General features: G+C 74.5%; 11 protein-coding genes. All 11 read left to right on the top strand.

Features of this window, described 5'->3' with window-relative positions; all coding sequences use genetic code 11:
• The first annotated feature begins 80 nt into the window (after window positions 1–80).
• Window positions 81–1,376, top strand: coding sequence for a DNA polymerase IV (gene dinB / locus J1M40_RS00440; RefSeq protein ID WP_036314146.1), 1,296 nt, complete (start codon window positions 81–83; stop codon window positions 1,374–1,376).
• Between the two features lie 133 nt (window positions 1,377–1,509).
• Entirely contained in the window at window positions 1,510–1,896 is a 387-nt protein-coding gene (locus J1M40_RS00435; protein ID WP_012750919.1) for a DUF3040 domain-containing protein, read from the top strand.
• A 322-nt stretch (window positions 1,897–2,218) separates the two neighbouring features.
• Complete coding sequence (gene mraZ, locus J1M40_RS00430) at window positions 2,219–2,650, top strand: division/cell wall cluster transcriptional repressor MraZ (RefSeq protein ID WP_002854575.1); 432 nt, start codon at window positions 2,219–2,221, stop codon at window positions 2,648–2,650.
• 142 nt (window positions 2,651–2,792) lie between these two features.
• Window positions 2,793–3,788 (top strand): 16S rRNA (cytosine(1402)-N(4))-methyltransferase RsmH, encoded by a 996-nt coding sequence (gene rsmH, locus J1M40_RS00425; protein ID WP_036314148.1) that lies wholly within the window; start codon window positions 2,793–2,795, stop codon window positions 3,786–3,788.
• A gap of 20 nt (window positions 3,789–3,808) precedes the next feature.
• Complete coding sequence (locus J1M40_RS00420; RefSeq protein WP_230297511.1) at window positions 3,809–4,378, top strand: hypothetical protein; 570 nt, start codon at window positions 3,809–3,811, stop codon at window positions 4,376–4,378.
• A 68-nt stretch (window positions 4,379–4,446) separates the two neighbouring features.
• On the top strand, window positions 4,447–6,201 hold the full coding sequence (locus tag J1M40_RS00415; RefSeq protein WP_230297510.1) for a penicillin-binding protein 2: 1,755 nt from the start codon (window positions 4,447–4,449) through the stop codon (window positions 6,199–6,201).
• A gap of 38 nt (window positions 6,202–6,239) precedes the next feature.
• Entirely contained in the window at window positions 6,240–8,045 is a 1,806-nt protein-coding gene (locus tag J1M40_RS00410) for a Mur ligase family protein (protein ID WP_241251943.1), read from the top strand.
• A complete protein-coding gene (gene murF, locus J1M40_RS00405) occupies window positions 8,042–9,556 on the top strand; it encodes a UDP-N-acetylmuramoyl-tripeptide--D-alanyl-D-alanine ligase (protein ID WP_036314157.1) in 1,515 nt (504 codons plus the stop codon). Before J1M40_RS00410 ends, murF begins: the two co-directional genes overlap by 4 nt.
• Complete coding sequence (gene mraY, locus J1M40_RS00400; protein WP_036314159.1) at window positions 9,553–10,680, top strand: phospho-N-acetylmuramoyl-pentapeptide-transferase; 1,128 nt, start codon at window positions 9,553–9,555, stop codon at window positions 10,678–10,680. Before murF ends, mraY begins: the two co-directional genes overlap by 4 nt.
• The gene (gene murD / locus J1M40_RS00395) at window positions 10,677–12,272 is read left to right on the top strand and encodes a UDP-N-acetylmuramoyl-L-alanine--D-glutamate ligase (RefSeq protein ID WP_036314161.1); all 1,596 of its coding nucleotides are present in this window, start codon (window positions 10,677–10,679) and stop codon (window positions 12,270–12,272) included. The genes mraY and murD overlap by 4 nt, the downstream gene beginning before the upstream one ends.
• Before the next feature lie 44 nt (window positions 12,273–12,316).
• Window positions 12,317–13,583, top strand: a 1,267-nt coding sequence (ftsW, locus tag J1M40_RS00390; protein WP_206450320.1) for a putative lipid II flippase FtsW, incomplete at its 3' end; no start/stop codon positions are given.

Genomic DNA, 13,583 nt, shown 5'->3' with positions numbered 1-13,583 from the left:
GGGGACGGCGACGTCGGCGGGCATGGCCCCACCCTAGCCGCGCCGCGCGGCGGCTCGCCGGTCCCGGATAGGCTCGGTCCATGTCCGAGAGCGCGCCCGCTGCACCCCGCGATGAGGCGACGATCCTGCACGTGGACATGGACGCGTTCTTCCTGTCCGTCGAGCTGCGCGAACAGCCCGACCTCGAGGGGCGTCCCGCCGCCGTCGCCGCCCCGAGCGGCCGGTCCGTGGTGCTCTCCGCCTCGTACGCGGCGCGGGCCTACGGGGTCCGCTCGGCGATGCCCCTGGCGCACGCCCGCGCCCTGTGCCCGCCCCTCGTGGTCATCCCGCCGCGCCAGCAGCTCTACCGGGCCGTCTCCGCCGAGGTGATGGCCGTGCTCGCGGACGTGACCCCCGTGATGGAGCAGCTCAGCGTGGACGAGGCGTTCCTCGACGTCGCCGGCGCCCGCCGCCGGCTCGGCCCGCCCGAGCACATCGGCCACCTGATCCGGGAGCGCGTCCGCTCCGCGCTGGGGCTGCCGTGCACCGTGGGCGGCTCGGCCGTGAAGTTCGTGGCCAAGACGGCGTCCACCGCGGCCAAGCCCGACGGCCTGCTGATCGTGCCGCCGCAGCGCACCCTGGACTTCCTCCATCCGCTGCCCGTGGGCCGGCTGTGGGGCGTGGGCCCCAAGGCGGCCGAGCGGCTCGCCCGGCGGGGGGTGGCGACCATCGGTGACCTCGCCCGGGTGGACCCGGCGCGGCTGGAGGCGTCGTTCGGGGCCGCCGGCCGGGAGTGGGCGTCGCTCGCCCGGGGCATCGACCCGCGCCCCGTCGCCCCGCGCCCGGCGGCCCGCAGCATCGGGGCGGACCACACCTTCGACGTCGACCCCGTCGACGTCGCGGGCGTCGACCCGGAGGTCCTGCGCCTGTGCCACCGGGTCGCGGCCCGGCTGCGTGCGGAGCAGGTCACCGCCGGCGCGGTCACAGTCCGCCTCAAGGCGCCGGACGGGTCGGTCCGCAGCCGCACCGCCCGCCTCGCCCGGCCGACCGCCACGGGCCACGACCTCCTCGGCCCGGCGCGGCGACTCGTCCGCGAGCTGCACGCCGAACGGCCGCATCCGGTCCGGCTCGTGGGCGTGCGCGCCGAGCGCCTCGGGGACGAGGCCGATCAGCCCCCGGCCCAGGAGGCGCTCTTCGGCGGTCCCGCCTGGGGGACGGAGGGCGAGGCGTCGGAGGCGGGCGACTGGGCCGGTGCCGAGGCCGCCCTGGACGCCGTCGCCCGGCGCTTCCCGACGGCGGCCGTGCGGCCGGCGTCGCTGCTGGGTCGCCGCGAGGCCCGCGCCGACGCCCGCCGGGACGCGCCGCGGCCGGGCCCCGGAGGCCCGGACCGGGAGTGAGGGGTTCCGGGGCCGGCGACGTCGCCACCTGGCTAGGGTGGGGCGGCAGGTCCTATCCTGGAGGGCAAGTCGGACGCGCGGGCGTCCCCTCCCGGTCCCGGAGGTGTCGGAGGCCGCGTTCGAAGGAGTCGCCATGCCCCTCTCAGAGCATGAGCAGCGGATGCTGGACCAGCTGGAGCAGCAGCTGCGCACCGAGGACCCCCGGCTGGCCACCCAGATGGCGGACACGGGGCGGCATCGGCTGCCCGTGGGTCGCGTCGTGGCCGGGGCCGTCCTCGCAGTGGTCGGGCTGCTCGTCGTGGTCCTCGGGGTCGCCAACCACGCGATCCTCCTGGGCGTGCTCGGCGTCGTCGTCATCGGGGCCGGCATCTTCCTGCTGACCACGCGGCCGCGCGCTGTCGCCTCCGGGGCCTCGGGCCCGGAGGCCCGCCGGTCGGGCGCACCGCGACGGCAGGGAGGCGGCGACTTCATGGGCCGCCTCGAGCGGCGCTGGGACGAGCGGCGCGCCGGAGGCGACTGAGCGCCTGGCCCGCCGGGCCCCCACTATCCTCCACTCCAGGCCCCGATCCGCTCCGGATCGGGGCCTTTCCGCTGCCCGAGGCTCCGTCATCGCCGAGGCCCTCCACCGGGGCCCACCGGTCCTCCACGTCCCTCCACGGCGACGCCGGCCCCGGGACCCGCGGGATGGCGCGCCGGACTCGGGGGGCCTCGACACGCCCGTGGCGCCGGGACCCGCGTCCGGGGTTGATGGTGGAGGGAAGTGGGGTAATGTGGAGGGAAGGAGAGAGCATGGGTCCCGACCTTGGTCGGGAGGGACCGCTTGACGAGCCAGGGGGTCTGCCGTGTTCTTGGGCACGTACACCCCCCGGCTCGACGAGAAGTCCCGGCTGATCCTCCCCGCCAAGTTCCGCGAGGAGCTGGCGGAGGGGCTGGTCCTGACCCGGGGTCAGGAGCGCTGCATCTACGTGTTCAGCGCTCGTGAGTTCGAGCGGGTCCACGAGCAGATGAGGTCGGCTCCACTGTCCTCCCGCCAGGCCCGTGACTACATCCGCGTCTTCCTCTCGGGGGCGTCGGACGAGGTCCCGGACAAGCAGGGTCGGGTGACCGTGCCGGCGCCGCTGCGACAGTACGCGGGGCTGGACCGGGACGTGACCGTGATCGGCGCGGGGACGCGAGTGGAGATCTGGGACTCGGAGTCCTGGAACACCTACCTCGCCGAGCAGGAAGCCGCCTTCTCCGAGACCGACGAGGACGTCCTGCCCGGCGTCTTCTGACCATGACCACCCGACCTCGAGCGAGACCTCCAGCCGACGCCGCCGCACCTGACCCGTCTTCCCCTGGGCCAGGCGCGGCGGCGGACGGATGGGGATCCCGCCCGAGGTCCGCCAGGACCGCGATGTGAGCAGGAGGTCGAGAGTGGACGCAGGCCAGCCGCGCCCCGAGGACCGCCACCTGCCCGTGATGCGGGACCGCGTCGTCGACCTCCTCGCCCCCGCCGTCCAGGCCGCGCTCGAGGCCGGCCGTACGCCCGTCGCCGTCGACGGCACGCTGGGCATGGGCGGGCACACCGAGGCCCTGCTGACCCGGTTCCCCCACCTGCGCGTCATCGGCATCGACCGCGACGTCCACGCCCAGGCCATGGCCGTCGAGCGCCTCGGCCCCCTCGCCGAGCGCCTGATCCCCTTCCACGGCACCTACGACCGGGTGCCCGAGGCCATGGCCGCCGCGGGCGTCACGAAGGTCGACGCCGCGCTCTACGACCTCGGTGTGTCCTCCTACCAGCTGGACGACCGGGAGCGCGGCTTCGCCTACTCCTACGACGCTCCGCTGGACATGCGCATGGACGACACCGCCGAGCGCTCCGCCGCGACGCTCGTGGCGGAGCTGGACGAGCAGGAGCTGCGCCGCATCATCCGTCGCGACGGCGAGGAGCGCTTCGCCGGCCCCATCGCACGGGCCATCGTCCGGGCCCGCGACGAGGCCCCCATCGAGACCACCGGCCGCCTCGTCGAGGTGATCCGCTCGGCCGTCCCCGTCGCCGCGGGGGCAACCGGCGGGCACCCGGCCAAGCGCACCTTCCAGGCCCTGCGCATCGCCGTGAACGAGGAGCTCGACATCCTCGACGCCGCCGTGCCCGCCATCCTCGACGCCCTCCACGTGGGCGGGCGCCTCGTGGTGATGAGCTACCACTCCCTCGAAGACCGCATCACGAAGCGGCACCTGAGCGCGTGGGCCACGTCCACGGCGCCCCCGGGGTTCCCAGTGGTGCTGGAGGAGCACGAACCCGTGGTGCGGGTGCTCACCCGCGGCACCGAGAAGCCCACCGAAGAAGAAATCTCCGAGAACCGTCGCGCCTCCTCCGCGAGAGTGCGTGCGGTTGAGAAGATCAGGACGTCCAGGACCACGGCATGACGCTGCACGAGGAGATGAGCATGGCCGCACACGCACGGATCGCAGAGTCGCTGCGCCCCGGGTCGACCCCCGTCGCCCCTGCGCGGCCGACTCCGCAGGAGCGCACGCCGCTCTCGGTGGTGCCCGCCCCGCTGCCCCGATCCCGCTCCGGGGTGACCGTGCTGTGCGTCCTCGTGGTGCTCGCCGCGCTCGCGGCGGTGCTCGTCATGAACATCACGATGTCCAACCGGCAGTACGCCCTCCTGGACCTGCGCCAGGAGCAGCAGGCCGTCACCGAGACCAATGAGCGGCTGGCCGAACAGGTGGGCCACCTCGAGGCGCCGCAGAACCTGGCCGCGCGCGCCGACGCCCTCGGGATGGTCGCCCCCGCCGGCACCGCCTCCGTGGACGCGGGCACGGGCCAGTTCAGCGGCGAGGCCCAGGCGGCCCAGGACGGCGACATCTCCGCCACCTACGTCGCGCCGCCGGCGGACGCGGACGCGGTCCGCCAGGGGACGGCCGGCGACGGCCAGGACGAGATCGAGGGACCGCGCACCCTCGGCGGCGAGGACGCCTCCGCCGCCCCCGACCAGGACGCCGCCGACCGTTGATCGACCGTCCCGCCTCGCACCTTCCCCGCGGCGGATCGACGGTCGGGCCCGCTCCCGGGCACCCCGCCGTGCGCACCCGCATCCTTCTCCTGCTCGTCTTCGTCCTGCTCGGCGGGCTCGCACTGCGGCTCGTCTACGTGCAGGGCATCGACCCCACGGGGCAGGCCGCGGCGGCCATGGACCAGCGCCTGACACACCAGGAGACCCTGCCGCAGCGCGGGTCCATCCTGGACCGCGACGGCGACGTGCTGGCCGCCAGCGTGCGCCGCTACGACATCGTCGTGGACCAGCGCCTCGTCAAGGACTTCAACGAATGGGACCGCGAGGCCCGGGAGACCGTGCTGGTGGACGTGGACTCCCGCCTGGCCAGCCTGGCCGAGGTGCTCGGCATGTCGGAGGAGGAGGTGCGCGAGGCCACCATCGGCTCCCGCCCGTACGCCGTGGTGCGTCGCTCCGTGACCCCGGAGGTGCGGGATGCGGCCATGGCCCTCAACGTGCCGGGCCTGCTCTCCGAGGCGGTGGACCGCCGCACCTACCCGAACGGGTCGGTCGCCGGCAGCATCATCGGCTTCATGGGTGGCGACGGCACCGCCCTCGAGGGCCTCGAGCTCAGCCAGGACGACGTCATGACCGGCACCCCGGGCACCCGCACGTTCGAGGTGGGCGCAGACGGCATCCGCATCCCCAACGCCCCGCTCGAGGAGGTTCCGGCCGTGGACGGCGCCGACCTGCGCCTGACCGTGGACAAGGACGCCCAGTGGTTCGCGCAGGAGACCCTCGGCGCCCTCGCCGCCGAGTACGAGGCGGAGTGGGCGAACGCCGTCGTGATGGACGTGAAGATGGGCGACGTGATCGTCATGGCGGACTCCACCACGGTGGACCCCGCCGACCCCGACGCCACCGAGGGGAACTTCCGCACCTCCACCGTGATGAGCACGCCGTACGAGCCGGGCTCCACGGGCAAGGCGCTGCCGATCGCGGCCGCCGTCGACGCCGGGAAGGTCACCGCCACGGACGGCTTCACCGTCCCCGGCAGCCAGGACTTCGACGGGCAGACCATCCGGGACTTCTCCCCGCACCCGACGTTCGACATGACCGTGGCAGGCATCTACGCGCGCTCCTACAACACGGGCACGGTGCAGATCGCCGAGAAGATCACGGACGAGCAGCGCTACGAGTACATGCGCTCCTTCGGGGTCGGCCAGCCCATCGACCTCGGCCTGCCGCAGCAGGCGGGCAGCGTCCTCGTCCCGCCCGAACAGTGGGACGGCCGCCAGCGCCTGACCACGGCCTTCGGCCAGGGCTACACCCAGACCACCCTGCACACCGCCCAGATGTACCAGGCCCTCGCCAACGGCGGCGTGCTGATCCCGGCCCGGCTGATCGACGCCACGGTGGACGGCGACGGCGCGGAGAAGCGCTGGGAGTCGTCCGCGGAGCCCCACCGCGTGGTCTCCGAGGAGACGGCGGCGCAGATGCTCCGCATGATGGAGACCGTCGTGACGCAGGGCACCAGCAAGGCCGCCGCGATCCCCGGGTATCGCGTGGGCGGCAAGTCCTCCACCGCCGAGGCCGCGAGCGACACCGGCACGTACGACGGCTACAACCTCGGCTTCACCGCCGTCGCCCCGCTCGACGACCCCCGCTTCGTGGTGTCCGTGTCCATGCATCGGCCGCCGTCGAAGCAGGGCTCCCGAGACGTGTCCGTCGCGGCCGCCACGATCATGGAGTACATGCTCCGCCAGGCGGACGTGCCCGCCACCGGAGCCGAGCCGAACGACTACCGCGTCTTCGTGGACGATCCGCAGGACCGGCCGTGGTGACCCACGCCTCCGGCCCCGAGCACCCCAGGAGCACCCCCATGACCACTCCGAGCGACCCCCCTGCGCGGGGGGCCGAGGCGGGCGAGGATGCCACGGGCATGGTGCCGTCCTTTCCGGAGAGCAGGGGCGCGGACGGGGACGGCGCTGGCCCCTCCCACACCCCCGCCGCGGCCTGGCCCGCCCTCGCACAGGCGCTGGCCGAGGCGGGGATCGCGGCCCACGTCCACGGCGCGGCCCCGGCCGACGGCGTCACGGGGGTCAGCCTCGACTCGCGTGTCGTGCGCCCGGGCGACCTCTACGTCGCCGTTCCGGGGGCGCGCGCCCACGGCGCGGCGTTCGCGGCCACGGCACTGGAGGCCGGCGCCGTCGGCGTCCTGACGGACGCGGCGGGCCGCGCGCTCCTGGCGGAGCAGGGCCTGGCCGACGTCCCGGTGCTCGAGGTCGACGCCGTGCGCACCGCCGCCGGCACCGTGGCGGCCCGCGTCTACGGCGGCGGGGGCGACACCGGCCCGCGCCTGCTCGGCGTGACCGGCACCAACGGCAAGACCACCACGAGCTTCCTCGCCGCCGCCCTGCTCGAGGCCCTGGGGCGCCGGTCGGGCATCGTGGGCACGATCCTGATCCGCGCGGGGGAGCGGGAGGTCCCCTCCACGCTCACCACGCCCGAGGCCACCCAGCTGCACGCCCTCATGGCGCTCATGCGCGAGGAGGAGGTGGACACCGCCGTCATGGAGGTCTCCTCCCACGCCGTGGCGTACCAGCGGATCGCCGGCCTGCGCTACGCGGTGGCCGGGTTCACCAACCTGACCCAGGACCACCTGGACATGCACGGCTCGATGCAGGAGTACTTCGCGGCCAAGGCCGGTCTGTTCGACCCCGCTCGCACCGACCACGCCGTCATCACGCTCGACGGCGGCGAGGGGCCCCGCTGGGGCGTCGCCATGGCCCGGGCCGCCGGCGCTCCCGTCACCACGCTCGCCCTCGGGCCGGCCGCGCCGACGCCGGGCGCCCTGGCCGAACACGACCCCGGCCTCCGGGCGGACTGGGAGGTCGCCGAGCTCGCGCCGGACGGCCTCGGCCACCGCTTCACGCTGCGCCACGCGGCCACGGGCCGGGAGCTGCGGGCCTCCGTCGGTCTGCCGGGCCGCTTCAACGTGGCCAACGCGGCCCTCGCGGTTCTGCTCGTGCTGCACGCCGTGGGGGAGGAGCACCTGGACGCGCTCGCCGCGGTCCTGGACGTGCCCGCGGGGGAGGGCCCTCTGGCTGCCGCCGTCCCGGGGCGGATGGAGGTCGTGGGCCGCGAGCCGGACGCCGTCGTCGACTTCGCGCACAACCCGGACGGCATGGTCCAGGCGCTGCGCTCCCTCGCCGACGCCCGGGCGGCGGCCGGGACGCGCGGCCGCACCCTGATCGTGTTCGGCTCCGCCGGCGACCGTGACCGTGACAAGCGGCCCGTGATGGGCGCGATCGCGGCCCGGGCGGCGGATGTGCTGATCGTCACCGACGACACCCCCCACTCGGAGGACCCGGCCCCGATCCGCGCCCACATCCTCGCCGGCGCCCGCGCCGAGGCCGACCGCATCGCGCGGGAGGAGGGCCGCACGGTCGTGATCGAGGAGGTGGCCGACCGTGCCACGGCCATCCGCCGCGCCGTGGAGCTGGCGGGGCCGCAGGACGGCATCCTCCTGGCCGGCCGCGGGCACGAGACCACGATGGACTACGACGGCGAGCTCGTCCCGCTGGACGACCGGGTGGCCCTGCGCGAGGCCCTGGCCGCCCGTGTCGCGGCGGCCTCCGCCTCGGGCTCCGGCCCCGCCCGCGAGGGTAAGGTCATCGAGTCATGATCGCTCTCACCGCAGCCCAGATCGCCGAGGCCGTGTCCGGCACGCTCTCGGCCACCCTCGACCCCGCCACCGTGCTGGTGCACGTCACCCCCGACTCGCGGGAGGTCACCGCCGAGGGCACGCTCTACGTGGCGAAGCCGGGGGAGCGCGCCGACGGCCACGACTTCATCGACGCCGCGCTGGGCGCCGGCGCCGCCGCTGTGCTCGCCGAGCGCGCCACGCACGCCCCCGACGGCGCCGCGCACCCGGCGATCCTCGTTCCGGACGCCGTGCTCGCGATGGGCGCGCTCGCCCGGGAGGTCGTGCGCCGCGTCCGGGAGCACTCCCCGACCACCGTCATCGGCATCACCGGCTCGGCCGGCAAGACCACCACGAAGGACCTGCTCGCCGCGCTGCTGGCCACCCAGGGCCCCACCGTCGCACCGGTCGGCTCGTACAACGGCGAGGTCGGCGTGCCGCTCACGGTGTTCCGGGCGGAGCTGGACACGCGCTTCCTCGTGGTCGAGATGGGCGCGGACCACGTCGGCAACATCGCGTACCTCTGCGACATCGTGCGCCCGGACATCGGCGTCGTGCTCATGGTGGGCACCGCCCATGCGGGCAGCTTCGGCGGCGTGGCGAACATCGCGCGCACCAAGGGCGAGCTCGTGGAGGCCCTCGGCCCCGAGGGCGTCGCCGTCCTCAACCTCGACGACGAGCGTGTCGCCGGCATGGCGGCACGGACCGCCGCCCCGATCACCTGGTTCACCGCGGACGAGCGGGGCGTCGCCCGCGCGGCCGAGGACGTGGCCGCCGGCCGCGCGTCGGGACTCGTCGCCGCACGGGACGTGCGAGCCGACGACCAGGAGCGCCCCGTCTTCGACCTGCAGGTCGGGACGGATGAGGCCGCCGTGCGGCATCCGGTCGCCTCCGGACTGACCGGCCTGCACCACGTGCACAACGTGCTGGCCGCCGCCGCGGCCGCCCACGCCGCCGGCATGGACCCGGCCGAGATCGCCCGTGGTCTCGACGGGCTCGGGCCCGCCAGCCGCTTCCGGATGGAGCGCACCGACCGCGCGGACGGCGTCACGATCATCAACGACGCGTACAACGCCAACCCCGAGTCCATGCGCGCCGCGCTGCGGACGCTGGCCACCCTCGGCCGCTCCAGCGGCCGCCGCACCTGGGCCGTCCTGGGGGAGATGCTCGAGCTCGGCGATGCCCGCGTCCGTGAGCACACCCTCGTGGGCGAGTCCGTGGTGCGCCTGAACATCGCCCAGCTGCTGGTGGTGGGCGCCGGAGCCCGGCCGCTCTACATCGGCGCCCTCAACGAGGGCAGCTGGGGCGAGGAGGCGCACTTCGTCGACGACGCCGCGCAGGCCGAGGCGTTCCTCGCCGAGCACCTGCGCCCCGGCGACCTCGTCCTCGTCAAGTCCTCCAACGGCGTCGGGCTCGCGGCCCTCGGCGAGCGCCTCGCCACGGCCGACGCCGTCGCCGCCCCCTCCGCCTCCCCGAAGGAGTCCCGACCGTGATCGGACTGCTCATCGGCGGCGTGCTCGGCCTGGTCCTCTCGGCCGTCGGCACCCCGCTGTTCATCAGGTTCCTCGTCAAGCGCGGATACGGCCAGTTCGTCCGCGACGACGGCCCGACCACCCACAAGACCAAGCGCGGCACGCCCACGATGGGCGGCGCGGTCATCATCGGCTCCATGGTGCTGGCGTACCTGATCACCCACGGGCTGCTCGCGGTGTTCGGCGTCGACTTCGGCGGGCCCACGGCCTCCGGCCTGATCCTGCTGCTGCTCACGGTGGGCATGGCCTTCGTCGGTTTCGTGGACGACTTCACGAAGATCACGAAGCAGCGCTCGCTCGGCCTGACGCCGCGCGGCAAGATCATCCTCCAGGCCCTGATCGGCACCGCCTTCGCGGTCCTCGCCCTGAACTTCCCGGACGAGCGGGGCCTGACCCCCGCCTCGACGGCGATCTCCTTCGCCCGGGACATCCCGTGGCTCGACCTGGCCTTCGCCGGACCCGCGATCGGCGTCATCCTGTTCGTGATCTGGTCGAACCTCATCACCACCGCCACCACGAACGCCGTGAACCTCACGGATGGCCTCGACGGGCTCGCCACGGGCGCCACCGCCATGATCACGGGCGCCTACGTCCTGATATCGCTCTTCCAGTCGAGCCAGTCCTGCGCGCTCGAGGGCACCCGCGGCTGCTACGAGGTCCGCGACCCCATGGACCTCGCCCTGCTCGCGGCGATCCTCACGGGCAGCCTGCTGGGCTTCCTCTGGTGGAACACCTCGCCGGCCAAGATCTTCATGGGGGACACCGGCTCCCTGGGCCTGGGCGGCGCCCTGGCCGGCTTCGCGATCTTCACGCGCACCGAGATCCTGGTGGCCGTGCTGGCCGGCCTCATGGTCGCGATCACGCTCTCCGTCATCATCCAGGTGGGCTGGTTCAAGGTCTCCGGCGGCAAGCGCGTGTTCCTGATGGCGCCGCTGCAGCACCACTTCGAGCTCAAGGGCTGGGCCGAGGTGACCGTCGTGGTCCGCTTCTGGCTGCTGTCCCTGATGTGCGTCACCGTGGGGCTCGCGATCTTCTACGGCGACTGGCTCATCCGCCAGGGCGGCCTCGCGGGGGTGACCCCGTGACCGGCCCCGCGTCCGACGCCGCGCTCGCACCGGTGCGCCGGCCTCGCGCCGACACCGCCCGCACCGCCGACCTCACGTCCTGGGACGCCCCGGGGTGGGCCGGCCTGCGCGTCGTCGTCACGGGCCTGGGCGTCACCGGCTTCTCCGTGGCCGACACCCTGGCCGAGCTGGGCGCCGCCGTCGTGGTGGTGGACGGCGATGACGGCCCCGAGAACCGGGCGCGCGCCGAGACCCTGCGGATCGTGGGGGTCCGCGAGGTCCTGCTGGACCGGGCGGCCACGCAGGCGCTGCCCGAGGTCGACGGCGCCGCCGCGGACCTCGTCGTGACCTCCCCGGGCTGGCGGCCGGACCAGCCGCTGCTGATGGCCGCCCACGCGGCGGGCCTGCCGATCTGGTCCGACGTCGAACTCGCCTGGCGGCTGCGCGAGCGCGCCGGCCGGAAGACCGCCGACTGGGTGTGCCTGACGGGCACGAACGGCAAGACGACGACCGTGACGATGGTCGAGGCCATCCTGCGGGCGGACGGCCGTCGAGCGGTGGCCTGCGGCAACGTCGGCACCCCCGTGCTCGACGCGATCCGCGACCCGCAGGGCTTCGACGTGCTCGCCCTCGAGCTCTCCAGCTTCCAGCTGCACTGGACGCACGGCCTGGCCCCGGCGTCGTCTGCGGTGCTGAACCTGGCCGAGGACCACGTGGACTGGCACGGCTCGATGGAGGAGTACGCCGCCGCCAAGGGCAAGGTGTATGCGAACACGCGGGTGGCCTGCGTGTTCAACGAGCAGGACCCGCTGACCCGCACCCTCGTGGAGCGCGCGGACGTCCAGGAGGGCTGCCGCGCGATCGGCTTCACCACGGACACCCCGGGCCTGTCCGACATCGGCGTCGTGGACGGGATCCTCGTGGACCGTGCGTTCCTGGACAACCGGCGCCACGAGGCGATCGCCCTGGCCGAGCGCGCCGACCTGGGCCCGGTGGCGCCGCGCCACACCATGGCCAACGCGGCCGCCGCGGCGGCGCTGACCCGGGCCGTCGGGGTGAGCCCCGCGGCCGTGGCCGAGGGCCTGCGCTCCTACGACCGCGGGGAGCACCGCATCCAGCTCGTGGCCACCTCCCGCGACATCATGTGGGTCAACGACTCCAAGGCGACGAACCCGCACGCCGCGGACGCGTCGCTGGCGGCGTTCAGCTCCGTGGTGTGGCTGGCCGGCGGCCTGCCCAAGGGCGTGACCTATCACGAGCTGGTGGCCGCGCACGCCCACCGGCTCCGGGCGGTGGTGCTCCTGGGCAGGGACACCTCGGCCCTGCGCGCTGCCCTGGCCGCGCACGCCCCGGACGTCCCCGTCCACGCCCCCCTCGCCGCGGCCGACGGCACCGGCCCCGCCGACGGCGCGGCCGTGATGGCCGAGGCGGTGCGCGTGGCCGACGGCCTGGCCCGCCCCGGTGACACCGTGCTCATGGCGCCCGCCGCGGCGTCGATGGACCAGTTCCGCTCCTACGCGGCCCGCGGCGACGCATTCATCGAGGCCGTCGCCGGGCTGATGCGCGAGCACGGCTGGGACGTGCACGACGACGCCGCCCCCGACACCGACTGACCCGCCGCCCACCCGACCGTCTCGCTTCCCCCGTGAGGAGGGCCATGTCCCCGATCGAGCTCCGCCCGGTCCGCCCCCGCGCGGACGACGACGCCCCCGAGCACCGGGAGCGGCTCCTGCACCGGATGTGGCGGGTCCTCGAGGGTCGCCGCGCCCTCGACCTGTCGGTCCTGCTCATCAGCGGCTGCACCGCCCTGCTCACCGTGCTGGGGCTCGTGATGGTGCTCTCCTCGTCCTCCGTCGAGGCGATCGGCACCGGCGGCGGCTCGTACGCGCTGTTCCTGCGCCAGAGCGCCTGGGCGGTGGCGGGCGTGGCGGCCCTGCTCGTGTTCTCGCGCCTGCCGGTGCGCGTCTTCAAGGCGCTCGCCTGGCCGGCGTTCGGCGTGGCCGTGATCCTGCTCGCGCTGGTCGCGTTCTCCCCGCTCGGCGTCACCGTGGGCGGCAATCGCAACTGGCTGGGCATCGGCGGGTTCCGGATGCAGCCCTCCGAGGCCGCCAAGCTCGCCCTGGCCCTGTGGGCGGCGGCGGTCCTGGAGCGCAAGCACCGCCTCGTCACCCAGGTGCGGCACGCCCTGATCCCGGTGCTGCCCGGCGGCCTGCTGCTGCTGGGCCTGGTGATGGCGGGCAGCGACCTCGGGACCGCGATCATCCTCGCGATCGTGCTGGCCACGGTGCTGTATGTGGCCGGCACCCACTGGGGGGTCTTCCTCACCTTCCTGGCGCTGAGCGTGCTGGGCATCCTGGCCCTGACCCTCCTCGCCCCGCACCGCATGGTCCGGGTGCAGGCCTGGATGGGGGACTGCTCGGACGCCACCGACCCCTGCTTCCAGCCGGCGCACGGGATGTACGCCCTGGCCTCGGGCGGCTGGTGGGGCGCGGGCCTCGGCCAGTCCCGCCAGAAGTGGAGCTACATCCCGGAGGCCGAGAACGACTTCATCTTCACCATCCTCGGCGAGGAGCTCGGGCTCGTGGGCACGCTGGTGGTGCTGCTGGCCTACCTCGGCCTGGCGATCGGCATCTACCGCGTCGCCGCCGGGACCACGTCCACGTTCATCCGCCTGTCCACGTGGGGGATCCTGGCCTGGCTGGTGGGTCAGGCGTCCGTCAACATCGCGATGGTCTCCGGGGTCATCCCCGTGGTGGGCGTCCCCCTGCCCTTCATCTCCTATGGTGGTTCCGCGCTCACCCTGTCCTTGAGCGCGGTCGGCATCGTGCTGGCCTTCGCCCGTCACGAGCGCCGCCGTGCCGCGCAGCCGGACGCCCGCCCGCAGGCGGACGAGCCGGACACCGACCCCCTCCCCGTGATCCTGG

The organism is Micrococcus sp. KRD026 (assembly GCF_017168445.1).
In the GTDB taxonomy this organism is placed as follows: Bacteria; Actinomycetota; Actinomycetes; order Actinomycetales; family Micrococcaceae; genus Micrococcus; species Micrococcus luteus.
This window is presented reverse-complemented; position numbering and strand designations above follow the sequence as displayed.

What these genes read in the sequence shown, in the direction of transcription:
- murF (WP_036314157.1), top strand. Translation starts at nt 8,042, where the DNA reads ATGATCGCTCTCACCGCAGCCCAGATCGCCGAGGCCGTGTCCGGCACG.
- J1M40_RS00410 (WP_241251943.1), top strand. Translation starts at nt 6,240, where the DNA reads ATGACCACTCCGAGCGACCCCCCTGCGCGGGGGGCCGAGGCGGGCGAG.
- J1M40_RS00420 (WP_230297511.1), top strand. Translation starts at nt 3,809, where the DNA reads ATGGCCGCACACGCACGGATCGCAGAGTCGCTGCGCCCCGGGTCGACC.
- dinB (WP_036314146.1), top strand. Translation starts at nt 81, where the DNA reads ATGTCCGAGAGCGCGCCCGCTGCACCCCGCGATGAGGCGACGATCCTG.
- J1M40_RS00435 (WP_012750919.1), top strand. Translation starts at nt 1,510, where the DNA reads ATGCCCCTCTCAGAGCATGAGCAGCGGATGCTGGACCAGCTGGAGCAG.